The sequence below is a fragment of the Pedobacter sp. MR22-3 genome, from assembly GCF_026240075.1.
In the GTDB taxonomy this organism is placed as follows: domain Bacteria; phylum Bacteroidota; class Bacteroidia; order Sphingobacteriales; family Sphingobacteriaceae; genus Pedobacter.
The window spans coordinates 490,213-502,851 of sequence record NZ_JAPIVF010000001.1 but is presented as its reverse complement, the minus strand read 5'-3'; the positions used below and the strand labels follow the sequence as shown (position 1 = coordinate 502,851).

General features: G+C 38.5%; 11 protein-coding genes. 5 read left to right on the top strand and 6 right to left on the bottom strand.

What is annotated here, in order from left to right; genetic code table 11:
* Positions 1 to 55 precede the first annotated feature (55 nt).
* Both OQ267_RS02275 and OQ267_RS02270 read right to left on the bottom strand, forming a co-directional pair.
* Positions 56 to 625, bottom strand: coding sequence for a DUF2911 domain-containing protein (locus OQ267_RS02275; RefSeq protein WP_265834731.1), 570 nt, complete (start codon positions 623 to 625; stop codon positions 56 to 58).
* 46 nt (positions 626 to 671) lie between these two features.
* Entirely contained in the window at positions 672 to 857 is a 186-nt protein-coding gene (locus tag OQ267_RS02270; RefSeq protein WP_088301292.1) for a hypothetical protein, read from the bottom strand.
* Between the two features lie 304 nt (positions 858 to 1,161).
* Between OQ267_RS02270 and OQ267_RS02265 the strand changes: the two genes are divergently transcribed.
* From OQ267_RS02265 to OQ267_RS02245, 5 genes are all read left to right on the top strand, one after another.
* Positions 1,162 to 1,788 carry a TetR/AcrR family transcriptional regulator gene (locus tag OQ267_RS02265; protein WP_088301293.1) on the top strand — a complete coding sequence of 209 codons (627 nt, stop codon included), beginning with the start codon at positions 1,162 to 1,164 and terminating at the stop codon, positions 1,786 to 1,788.
* Positions 1,785 to 3,104, top strand: a complete 1,320-nt coding sequence (locus OQ267_RS02260; protein ID WP_265834730.1) for a TolC family protein — start codon at positions 1,785 to 1,787, stop codon at positions 3,102 to 3,104. The genes OQ267_RS02265 and OQ267_RS02260 overlap by 4 nt, the downstream gene beginning before the upstream one ends.
* Positions 3,105 to 3,112: 8 nt before the next feature.
* Positions 3,113 to 4,150 carry an HlyD family secretion protein gene (locus OQ267_RS02255; protein ID WP_088301295.1) on the top strand — a complete coding sequence of 346 codons (1,038 nt, stop codon included), beginning with the start codon at positions 3,113 to 3,115 and terminating at the stop codon, positions 4,148 to 4,150.
* Positions 4,151 to 4,157: 7 nt separating this feature from the next.
* Positions 4,158 to 5,705, top strand: coding sequence for a DHA2 family efflux MFS transporter permease subunit (locus tag OQ267_RS02250; RefSeq protein ID WP_265819361.1), 1,548 nt, complete (start codon positions 4,158 to 4,160; stop codon positions 5,703 to 5,705).
* 427 nt (positions 5,706 to 6,132) lie between these two features.
* Positions 6,133 to 8,718 carry a phosphoenolpyruvate carboxylase gene (locus OQ267_RS02245; protein ID WP_265834729.1) on the top strand — a complete coding sequence of 862 codons (2,586 nt, stop codon included), beginning with the start codon at positions 6,133 to 6,135 and terminating at the stop codon, positions 8,716 to 8,718.
* 92 nt (positions 8,719 to 8,810) lie between these two features.
* Here OQ267_RS02245 and OQ267_RS02240 read toward each other — a convergent pair whose 3' ends face one another.
* From OQ267_RS02240 to OQ267_RS02225, 4 genes are all read right to left on the bottom strand, one after another.
* Complete coding sequence (locus tag OQ267_RS02240; RefSeq protein WP_088303331.1) at positions 8,811 to 9,059, bottom strand: DUF6952 family protein; 249 nt, start codon at positions 9,057 to 9,059, stop codon at positions 8,811 to 8,813.
* On the bottom strand, positions 9,059 to 9,367 hold the full coding sequence (locus OQ267_RS02235; RefSeq protein ID WP_088303330.1) for a thioredoxin family protein: 309 nt from the start codon (positions 9,365 to 9,367) through the stop codon (positions 9,059 to 9,061). The genes OQ267_RS02240 and OQ267_RS02235 overlap by 1 nt, the downstream gene beginning before the upstream one ends.
* Positions 9,368 to 9,381: 14 nt before the next feature.
* Positions 9,382 to 10,014, bottom strand: a complete 633-nt coding sequence (locus OQ267_RS02230; protein WP_088303329.1) for a peroxiredoxin — start codon at positions 10,012 to 10,014, stop codon at positions 9,382 to 9,384.
* Positions 10,015 to 10,171: 157 nt separating this feature from the next.
* On the bottom strand, positions 10,172 to 12,556 hold the full coding sequence (locus OQ267_RS02225) for a S9 family peptidase (protein WP_265834728.1): 2,385 nt from the start codon (positions 12,554 to 12,556) through the stop codon (positions 10,172 to 10,174).
* Positions 12,557 to 12,639: the final 83 nt, after the last annotated feature.

The window sequence follows — 12,639 nt, the reverse complement described above, 5'->3', positions numbered from 1 at the left end:
AGAGTTGTGAAAAATTGCTTTTTTGTTTCTCCTGACAGTGCAGTTGCCTGCTAAATTAAAAAATTATAGGCAGTTCAACCTGCGTTTTATCCCAGGCTGCAAACAATGCAGCACCTTGCGGAAGTGGGTTAAACGTTAAGGAGAAATATTCGATTGGCTTGTTTAAGGTTTTAACAGGAACATCAACACGAACGATATCCATAGATTGATTATAGGTGAAAGCACCCCATTTATCAGTTTGTTTATTGATGATGATGGTCCATTTATCCTTATTTAGGATGGCAAATAAACTATAAGTACCAGCCTTAATTTTTTTACCACCAACAGTTACTTTCTTAAAGAAATGAATTTCTGTACTTTCATTCGCGCCGAAACGCCAAACTTTACCGTACTGTTCCAGCACGCCAAAAATATCCCGGCCTTTTTTCTGAGGACGCGAATAAATGATTTTAATAACCGGCTTTACGTTTTCAACATCCTTTGCCTTTGGACTATTCAGGGGGAAATAAAGAATATCTGCAGGACTGGGATCCGCAATCGGAAACTTTATTTCTGCGGGTAAACTTTCCTGGGCTTTTACACTAAAGCACAACAAAGCGAAGGCGATAACAAAAATATTTCTCATCTGCTTTGAGTTCATTTTAATTCAAAAGGAAAGCAAAAGTTACCACTTAGTATTTTCTGCCTTTAACAATGGCATTCAAAAATAAGCCGGCAGTTAATAAACCCAGTACGCCACCCAGCAAAGCGAAAATATAATTTTGAGTGATAATTGCCCCGGTTAAAATCCCGAAGAATAATCCTAATGCATAATATAACCAGTTGAAATTATTGCTGCTGTTTTCTTGTAAGTTCATTTTTTAATTATTTGGTGGCAAAGTTAATATTTATTTTAAATTATAATTTGTGATCGGTACTCAATTTATTGCTAAATGTTAATAATGTAAAGCTTTTTAAAGCCCTTTAGTTTTTAATGATTGCAAAATTCGACAATGCGAATACGAATCAGTAGGGTTAGGCATTATTTTGATCCTCTGTTTTATGTAAACATGCTGTCCTTTTTTATCCTTTTTGTCACAATTATCAGGCTAATGTAAAAGAACATTAAAAACATTTGGATATTAATCAAACGATTGATTAATTTTGTGCCATCAAAAAGAGATGAAGACAGAAAAAGTAGATAAAAAACAAGCCATTTTGGATGCAGCTGAAAAGTTGTTTTGCGAAACAGGTTATGAAGGTACTTCTACCCGGCAGATTTCGAAAGAATCGGGGGCTAATATGGCAATGATTAATTATTATTTTGGTTCAAAAGAAGGGGTTTTTATTGAGATTATGAACAACAGAATCGCTGGGTTTGCTTCTCAATTAAAAATCATTAATGAAGATAAAATTTCATCCCTCGAAAAATTGCACAAAGTAATTGAAGGTTATGCCAACAGGATATTTTCAAATATCGCCTTTCATAAAATGATGCATAGAGAGTTATCACTTACGCAAAGGCCGGAGATGTATGACAAAATTAAGAATGCCATGAGCCAAAACATGTTGCTTCTTGACAGGATAATTATTGATGGAATTGAAGACGGGAGTTTTAACAATGTTGATGTAAGGATGGTCATTTCAACCATTATGGGTACGCTAACAAATGTGGTTATTGCGCCGCACAAAATTGTTCAGGGTACTACAATCGATTTAAGTACGCCCAAAGACAACAAACTAATCAAGGAGCGAGCCATCGCTTATTTACAAAACCTAGTAACTGTTTATTTAACAACAAAAAAATGATACCCAAATCCATTAAATTATTGCTTGTGGCATCATTAGTTCCTGCAGCTTTATTTGCACAAAGTACAAAGGAATTAAACATCAATCAGGCAATTGAACTTGGCATAGCCAATAGTAAAAACTTAAAATTATCACAAAATAAAATAGATCAGGCGGTAGCAAAGCTTGAAGTAGTTAAAGATAATGCGCTGCCGTCGGCAAATGCAAACTTCATTTACAACCATGCTGAAATTCCGACAAGCACATTTACCTTACCTGGCGGCGGCTCTTCCCTGCAATTGCCAAAAAGAGCTGATGCTTTTGTAGGCACGGCAGCAGTGCAGGAATTGGTATATGGCGGAGGCAAGCTAAAATACGCAAAAGAGTCAACGAAATTATTGGCTGACGTGGCCCGGCTCGATGCTGATAAGAACAAAGAAGAAATTACCTATGCGGTGATTAACACTTATTATGCTTTGTACAAGGTGGCACAAAGTAAAAAAGTGGTTGATCAGAATCTGGAATCGATTGCTGCACAGATTAAACAAGCGCAACGTTTTTTTGAACAGGGTATCGTCACTAAAAATGATGTGTTGCGTTTCCAGTTACAACAGGCTAATGTAACCCTTAACCAAATGGATATTGAGAGCAACCGTAAAATCATTAACTATAATCTGGATATTCTGCTCGGTTTACCGGATGATACAGTGGTTAAGATTGCAGATCCGGACGCAAGCCCGAAATCTGTGGGTTCTCTAAATGAATATATAGTCCAGGCCATGACCAACCGCCAGGAGCTGAAACAACTTGATGTACAAAATAAAGTGGCTGATTACAATATTAAAACCATTAAAGCAAATACTTTGCCTACGGTAGCCGTTGGTGCCAATCTATATTACATTAACCCTAGTGGTAGTTTTATTCCGCCAGTAAATCAATATTTAATGCCAGTAACGGTTGGTGCAACTGTTTCATGGAATATTGGAAGTCTCTGGACAAACAGAAATAAAGTAAGTGAGGCTAAAATTGAACAAAGTGCCATCACTGTTCAAAAAGATATTTTAACTGATCAGGTTAAAACGGATATCAACAAAAACTTTCAGACCTATCAGGTAGCGGTAAACAAAATCCAGGTTCTGGAAACTTCCATTGCCCAAGCTACTGAAAATGATAAGTTACTGGCCTCGAAATACAAAAACAACGTAGCATCGGTTACCGATAGAATTGATGCCGAAACACTTTTATATCAGGCAAAGATCAATCTGGAAATCGCTAAAGCTGATGCAGGTTTGGCTTATTACACATTATTAAAATCAACAGGAAAAATAACGCAATAAATAGAACAATGACAACTGAAAAGAAAAAAAAGAATATAGTAGTACCCATCATTTTAGGTGTTTTACTAGTAATAGGTATCGTTTTTGGTATCATAGAATGGAATTACTACAGCAAACACGTAGATACAGATGATGCGCAGATTGATGGGGATATCAGTCCTGTTGTAGCGAGGGTAGGTGGTTATGTGAAGGACATTAATTTTGAAGAAAACACACATGTTACCGAAGGACAGGTTTTAGTAAAACTTGATGATAACGATTATAAAGTAAAGTTGGAGCAGGCACAATCTGGTCAAAAAGGTGCGAGTGCAGGCGTTGGTGTTGCACAATCACAAATTGCCGCTACTCAGGCCAATACCAGTACGGCTAAAGCAAATGTAGCAGCAGCAAGAGTGAAGCTTAACCTGGCAAATAAGGATTATGCCCGTTATGCCAACCTGATCAAGGACGGTTCAATTACGCAGCAGGCATTTGATCAGGCAAAAGCATCGAAAGAATCAGCAGAAGCTGCTTTTCAAGCTGCTCAGGATCAGTATAATGCTGCCATTAAGCAAGTTGGCACAACCCAATCTCAACTGGCAGTAAGCAGTAACGTAATAAGCCAGCGCCAGAGCGATATCGATTTTGCCAAACTTCAGTTATCGTATACTGATATTAAGGCACCTGCAACAGGTATTGTCTCTAAAAAGAATGTTCAAAAAGGACAACTGGTTCAACCAGGTCAGTCGTTATTTTCTATAGTAAACGATGGTAGTATTTACGTAACAGCGAACTTTAAAGAAACGCAGTTAGAAAAAATTCAGTCAGGTTCTAAAGTAGAAATTGAAGTGGATGCCTATCCTGATGAAAAAATTCAGGGTGAAGTATATAACTTCTCACCGATAACTGGTGCTAAAGGTTCTTTATTACCTCCGGATAATGCTACAGGTAACTTTGTAAAGGTTGTTCAGCGTATTCCTGTCAAAATTAAAATTCATCCATCAAAAGAAATGTTGGCAAAGTTGCGCCCCGGAATGAGCGTTAAGGCCTCAGTTTCTACTAAATAAATTTAAAATGGCCGAAGTAGGTTTAAAAAAATGGATTATTACGTTTACGGTAATCACAGCTTCTTTACTGGAGTTGATTGATACCACTATTGTAAACGTGGCAATCCCTCAAATACAGGGAAACCTGGGCGCTACCCTTGAGGATATCGCCTGGTTATCTACTGGTTATGCCGTTGCGAACGTAATTATCCTGCCCATGTCAGGTTGGTTAGGCAGTCGTTTCGGGCGTAAAAATTATTTCTTAACTTCTATTATCGTTTTTACATTGGTTTCATTTTTATGTGGTAACGCCACATCTTTAAATGAACTGATTTTATTTAGGATCTTACAAGGTGTTGCAGGTGGCGGATTGATTTCTACAGCACAAGCCATTCTGATCGAAACCTGGCCTCGTGAAGATGTAGGTATTGCTACAGCTTTATTTGGTTTAGGTGCCGTTGTTGGCCCTACTGTTGGTCCTACCATTGGCGGTTATATTTTAGAAGTGGCAGATTGGCCATGGATTTTTTATGTAAATATTCCCGTCGGGATACTCGCGGCCTATTGTACCTATACCTTTATTCGAGAGACGCCAAAAGATGGAAAAGGGAAGCCCGTGGATTGGTGGGGTATTGCATTGCTGGCCGTAGCTGTAGGTAGTTTACAAACAGTTTTAGAAAAGGGAGAAAGCGAAGACTGGTTTTCAACACCATATATCACCGCATTAGCTGTTATATCTGTTTTTGGTTTACTGCTTTTCATCTGGAGGGAAACCGCTACTGAGTTTCCGATTGTAAACCTTCGGATTATGAAAAAAAGAAGCTTTTCTATCGGGATGTTTACCTCTTTTATTCTCGGATTCGGACTTTATGGTTCGGTGTTCGTTTTCCCGGTATTTGCACAGAATTTGTTAGGATTTACGCCTTTACAAACCGGAAAGCTATTTATTGCTGGAGGTATTTGTACCATAGCCATGATGCCATTTATTGGTATTATGCTTAAAAAGGGAGTTCCGGCACAGTTTATGGCTACCGGAGGAATGTTTTTATTCTTCGTTTTTTGTTGGATGCTGAGTAATTCAACATTGGCTTCCGGAACAGGTGACTTCTTTTGGCCGCTGGTGATTAGAGGTTTTGGTATGGCCTTATTGTTCGTGCCGTTAACTACGCTGGCGATGCAAGATTTATCTGGGGCAGAGATTGGCCAGGGTTCAGGCTTAAATAACATGAGTCGGCAGTTAGGTGGGTCATTTGGAATTGCAGCATTAACCACTTTAATTCACGTTCGTGCGGGGTTCCATAGAAATAACCTGCTGACCAACATCAATGACTATAACCCGGCTTTTATGCAAAAGTTAAATGCGTTAACCAGCGGCTTTATGGCTAAAGGAACTTCTTTTATCGATGCAAAATTAATGGCGATGAAAGCAATTGAAGGCAGTGTAATTAAACAAACCATGTTGCTTACCTATAGCGATGCTTATTGGGTTGCAGGACTAATTATGTTATTTTCCATTCCGCTTTTATATCTGCAGAAATTTAAGAAAAATGCCAATATTGTTACAGATGCACATTAAAGGCCTTAACCTATAGGGTTTGTGGTTAGGCCTGGTTTGTCTGCTCCCTCTGCAGAAGAGGGATTGATATGGTCATGCTTTTAAGCCGTATTGGTATAAATGATTCAACGGGTTACAACAGTTGAACAAAGCTATAAATTACAAAAATTCATATACGCTGCCTTAAGCACTCGCTTTTGCGGAAGATTTAGGTGGGACTAAATAAAAACAGCCGGTGTATTTTGTACATCGGCTGTTTTAACCCAAAAAATTAACAATCAATGCAATGCCCTTAAACATTGCAAATATTCTTACTTCGCTAGCTAGTAGCCAAATAAGATTTTAAAATTAAAATTTATTCTACAATTATCCAAATTGTAAGCGCTAGAATTTTAATACCTTATGCATTTTTTGTAGTATTACCCTATACAAAACTATTGCTTAAGCTATGCCAAAACTCCGTTTGACTACACAGCGCGAATCTATCTTCAATAACGAAGTCATTTCCAAATTTGAGCTCTTCAACAGTCTTTTTTTAACCCTTCCATTCTATAAAATTAAAGATACCGGTACATTGCTGCCTTTATTTTTTAAAAGTTGCGAGGAAGGAATTTTAAATGGCCAGAAGCCGGCTCAGGTAATTGAAGAGTTTTTTGCAAAATATACACACTATACCGAACGCAAAGATATTATTGATTTATTGTTTCGTTTTATACAGTATATTGAGCGTCAGGTGGTACTATTTGATGCGGTAGAAGATGCCTCTTTTACAAAGTTAAATACCACCGATGAGCAAAGCACACTTGCATTTATCCTGAAGAAAAATGCGGATAACAAGCCCATGCTTTCCAAAATTGAGAAGCTGATTGATGAGTTATCCTTACGCCTGGTTTTAACGGCACACCCTACGCAGTTTTATCCGGGAAATGTATTGGCCATCATTACCGATTTAACCCATGCCATTCGGGAGAACAACATCACCTCAATGAATTCACTGTTACAGCAACTCGGAAAAACGCCATTTTTTAATAAAAAATCGCCTACACCTGTAGATGAGGCTTTAAATTTAGCCTGGTTTTTGGAAAATACCTTTTACTTTGCTGCGGCGAATATTCAGGCAGAGATTGACCAGAATCTGGATGAATATAACCTCGAAACCAAGAAAATTCTGGAGCTGGGTTTCTGGCCGGGAGGCGATCGTGACGGCAATCCAAATATCCATGTGGATACCACGTTGGAAGTTTCTAAAATGTTGCGTCAGATTCTTTTCCGTTGCTATTATCGTGATTTCAGGGTAATTAAACGGCGTATTACTTTTAGAGGCGTAGAAGAAAATATAGCCAATTTGCATGATGTGCTGTATAAAAATGCTTTTGACCATGCTTGTGAATCACATGATATCTCTGATGAGTTAAAAGAAAACCTGAATAAAATTAAAGATACATTGCTTTCCGAACACGAAGGCTTATTTGTTGATCTGGTAAACGATTTGATCAGAAAGATTGATCTCTACGGGAATTATTTTGCATCACTTGATATCCGCCAGGATAGCCGCGTGTTAAGAAGTGTACATGCTTACTGCCGGCAGAATAAACCCATTTCTTCATTATACCCTGAAAATTATGATCAGCTGTCTGAAGCTGAAAAATTAAAGCTGATTTCATTTAAGGAAGCTACGCCGGTTTATGCTACTGAAGGCGATGACCTGATTAAAGATACCATTCAGACTATAAAAGAAATCAAAGGTATCCAGCAAAGAAATGGCGAAAAAGCCTGCCACCGTTTTATCATCAGCAATTGCCAGCAGGCAAGTGATATCCTTCAACTCATGGAGCTTTTTCTTTGGAATGGCTGGAGTAAGGATGCCTTAACCATAGATTTCGTGCCGCTTTTTGAAACGGTAAATGATTTAAAGGTTGCCGCTGACGTGATGGATACTTTATATCGCAACCCTTTTTACAAGGCACATTTAGCAAGCAGGGGTAATAAACAAGATATTATGCTTGGCTATTCAGACAGTACAAAAGATGGAGGTTATTTAATGGCCAACTGGTCTATTTTCAACGGAAAAACTTCATTAACGGCCATTGCCAAAGAGCACAATATTCAACTTGCATTCTTTGATGGCCGCGGTGGTCCTCCGGCTCGCGGGGGCGGTAAAACACACCGTTTCTATGCTTCTATGGGTAAAGAAATTGCCAATAAAAACATGCAGCTAACCGTTCAGGGGCAAACCATCAGTTCACAGTACGGTTCAGTAGAAAGTGCTGAATTTAATATAGAGCAACTTATCAATGCCGGGATTTCATCTGGTCTGAAAGAGAAACACAATGTCCTTTTGGATCCGGAAAATAAGACTTTACTGGATGAAATGGCTGATGATGCCTATAAAGCTTTTGTTGATTTGCGTGAACATCCATTGTTCGTTAGCTATCTTGAAAAATTGTCGCCACTGAAATTATTATCCCAGGCGAACATCAGCAGCCGCCCTGTAAAACGAAATGGTGGGGGTGAAATGAAGCTAGAAGACTTAAGGGCCATCAGCTTTGTTACGGCCTGGAGTATGTTGAAACAAAATGTTCCGGGATTCTATGGTATGGGAACAGCCTTAAGTAACCAGGAGAAAGCCGGAAACTGGAATAAGGTGATAAAAGCTTATGAAGATTCTGACTATTTAAAAACCATCGTTGATAATTGTATGATGAGTATGAGTAAGTCTGACTTTGCCATTACTGCCCATTTAGCCTCGGACGAGGAATTTGGTGCCTTCTGGACCCAATTGCATGATGAGTATGAGTTAACAAAGAGGATGCTTTTAAAGCTTTCCGGACAGGAGACCCTGATGGCCAATTATCCGGTTGATAAAAAATCAATCGCCACCCGTGAGCGGATCATTTTACCGCTGGTTTTAATCCAGCATTTCGCACTGGAAAAGCTGCAGCATGATCAAAATGCAAACGAACAGACGGCCTTGGAGAAACTGGCGGTAAGAACGGTATTTGGAATTGTAAATGCTGGCCGGAATCTGGCCTAAGCAGACCCAGAAAAACCATATAGGTTTACCATAAATAACAAACCCCGAGCAATCATGTATTTGCTCGGGGTTTTTGTTGAAGTCAATTAATACTAGCGGTCAATTGAGCCCATCACTTTTTGGCCAAAGGCATTAAGGGCATCTTTTTCTGCTGCACCTTCGCTTACCATCTGATGCACTTCAAGCGCACCGCAAATGTTGGTAATCATTTCGCCGGCAACATCAACTTCATGTTCGCTGACGCCTCTGAATTCACAGAAAGCCTCTAAAACCGTTAAGGTTGTCTCCAGTTCAGCAGGAGTAGTATTTTGAAATAATTGTCTGATAACCGGAATCTTCATTATTTTATTTTGTTAAAAAGTTCAGTTAAACCTTCTGCTTTGTTCGTTTGCACCTGATCTACCAGCTTACCACCTTCAAAAGCTGCAAAAGTTGGTAAATTATCAACGTTTGCAAATTTGCGTGAATTTGGAAGTTTCTCGGCATCAACAATCAGGAAGGCAACGTCTTCATTTTCGGCAGCCAGTTTTTTAAACTTTGGTTTCATAATTCTGCAGTTGCCACACCATGATGCAGCATACTGAACCATAACCTTTGAATGATCGGCCAAATATTGTTGAAGATTATCTTCAGTTAATTCTAAAAACATGAGGTTTTATTTAATTAGTTAGCGGCTAAATATTCAGCAACGCCGGTTCTGTTTGCGTTCATGGCTTCTTTTCCTTCTTCCCAGTTTGCAGGACAAACTTCACCATGTTTCTGAACGTGGGTATAGGCGTCAATTAAACGTAAATATTCTTTTACGTTTCTGCCAAGCGGCATATCGTTAACACTTTCGTGGAAAACTTTACCAGTTTCATCAATTAAATAAGTTGCTCTGAAAGAAACATTTGAACCAGAGAAGGATTCATTTCCTTCTTCGTCATAGTTTACTTCCTGATCTAAAATGTCTAAAATACCAGATAATTGTCTGTGTGTATCAGCTAAAATCGGATAAGTAACACCTTCAATTCCGCCGTTATCTTTTGGTGTATTTAACCAGGCGAAGTGAACCTCATTCGTATCGCATGAAGCACCGATTACGATGGTATTTCTTTGTTCAAATTCAGGTAAAGCCGCTTGGAAAGCATGTAATTCTGTAGGGCAAACAAAAGTAAAATCTTTTGGGTACCAGAATAATAATACTTTTTTATTTTTATTTACAGCTTCTTCAAATACATTGATTTTCAAGTCATCACCCATGTCTGACATTGCATCAATACTAACACTCGGAAATTTTTTACCTACTATTGCCATAATATTTTGTCTTTAATTTTATGCCACAAAGGTACGGTGAAAACTCATCCAAATCAACCCATGTTTATGAATAGTTCATTGTATTTATTGATAATGATATAGATGAAAACTATAATTATTTTATGATTTATAAGGTTTCACTATTCGGCTCATAAACTTACTTTTTCAAAGTACGCTCATATAATTTAAATATGCGTTTATATTCATCGGTCCAGCTGCTGGGTTCAATAAAACCATGGTCTTCTACCGGATAAACTGCCAGTTCCCAGTTGTCTTTTCCAAGTTCTATGAAACGCTGCGTAATGCGAACAATATCCTGAAAGTGAACATTCACATCCACCATTCCGTGTGCCATTAATAAATTACCCTTCAGTTGATCGGCAAAATAAATGGGAGAGCTTTGTTTATAAGCAATAGGATCATTAAAAGGTTCATTTAAAATATTCGAAGTATAGCCATGATTGTAATGCGCCCAATCGGTAACCGAACGTAAAGCTGCACCGCTGGCAAACACATCAGCTTCTTTAAACATGGCCATTAAGGTGATAAAGCCACCATATGAGCCGCCATATAAACCAACATGCCTGGGGTTTACGCCATATTTTTCTACCAGGAACTTTACACCGTCTACCTGATCCGTTAAATCTTTTCCACCCATATGGCGGTAAATACCTGTGCGGTGATCGCGTCCATAACCCGAACTTCCGGTATAATCAATATCAATGACAGTATAACCCTGATCAGCCAATAGGTTATTAAACATAAACTCCCGGAAATACGTGCTCCAGCCAAAGTGAACATTTTGTAAATAACCAGCACCATGTACAAAAACCACTGCCGGATGATTAGGATGAGGATTCTCGGATTTATAAACCCGGGCATAAACATCAGCACCATAACGGTTTTTAAAACTGACCAGATCCGGCTCACGCCATTTATAAGAATTGAATTCTGCTGAAGTTGATGCTGTAATTTTCAGGGCTTTTGCGCCAGCCTGATTACGCTGAAGATAAAGTTCACCCGGTTTATTCATGTACGAATAATTGATGGCCACATATTTTTCATCAGGTGAAAGGATAATTTCACTTAAGCCCTTCATGGTTGTGATTTGAACAGGCTGACCGCCACTGGTACTGATTTTAAAGAAATTTGTGATGCCGGGATGTTCCTTGTTGGCTTTAAAGTAGAAGGTTTTTTTATCTTTAGAAAGCTGTACAGACTGCACTTCCCATTTGCCTGAAGTAAGCTGCTTTTTCTCCCCAGTTGAAACATTGACTACATAAAGGTGAGAATAACCTGTTGCTTCACTTTGGTAATAGAAGTGGTTGTTATCTACCCAACCTGTATTTCCCTGATAAAACCCGCTAATGCCCGGTCCACCAATCCAGGCTTCGTCTCGCTGGCGATCAATTAAAGAAAACTGACCCGTCGAAGGTTCTAATTTTAAAATCCAGCGGTCTTTATTATCCTGCGATGTGGCGATAACAATTCCCGAAGTTCCATTCTCATTCCATAAAGGACCAAAAAAGTTAACCGGCCGGTCTGCATTTTTCTTTTTTAAAGTATCCAGTTCTTTCGGGTAATCTTTTAAATAATCAGGCAAATCTTTTATCCCCGGAATGGTTGAGGTTTGAAAGGCATAAACCGAATCTCTTTGCCTGTCATAAATAAATCCTTGAGATAGATTTTCATTTTCCCCAACCTTTGTTCTTCCCGGAATATCTTCTGTATAGCCTGATGCTGTTACATAATTGGGAACAATGGTATTGTGGTTGTTTTGTGCCGGAGTAGTGAGCTTATAAGTAATATAACGACCATCTGAACTGATCACCACTCCATTTAAAAATTTGTCATCTGTATACAGTTCCCTCAGTGGTTTTATATCAGCAGATGTTACGCCAAAACGATTTCTGCCATTGCGATTGTTGTCCTTTGTTTCGGCATTTCGTTTCTTAATAATATCAAAGAGTGCTGTTTGTTCAGTCTTTAGCCATTGATCCTGTTCCGTTGCCGGTTGTGTTTTTGTTTTTACACCTTTTTTACCTTTCACGAAATTGGTGAGCTGCTTGATTTCTGCAGATTTTAAATCTACCTCAAAAAGGTTATCTCCCAATTGATAAACGACATTTCCATTAACCAGGAAAACAGGATTACTCTCACGTTCCAGGGTATTGGTTAATCGTGTTTCTTTATTGGATTTTAGGTTTTGAAGGTAAATATCTCCGCTTTTCTCTACCAGGCTAAGCGAGTGATTTTGGTTATAAACATAGTTTAAACTTAAGTGCTTTTCATCTTCCTTATCGGCAGCTTTAACAGGTTTAGGAGATGAGGTGGTCACTTTGTAAAGTTCTTCTTTAGCCTTATTTTCAGGATTCCAGTTAAAGTAAAGTGTTTTACTATCGGCTGTCCAGTGGAAATTAGTTGGCGAAATTCCCATCCATTTAGGGTCACGCATAATTTTTTCTACTGTTAATGGGGCAATTTGTTGTGCAAAAGTATATTCGCCCGTGCAGAGCAAAATGAAAAGTAAATATTTCTTCATGAATTTGGGTTTGGATGCAATTTAGGCAAAGCACAAACTACTTTTAGAAGGAAATGGAAATGTTACAACCAAATTTAACTATC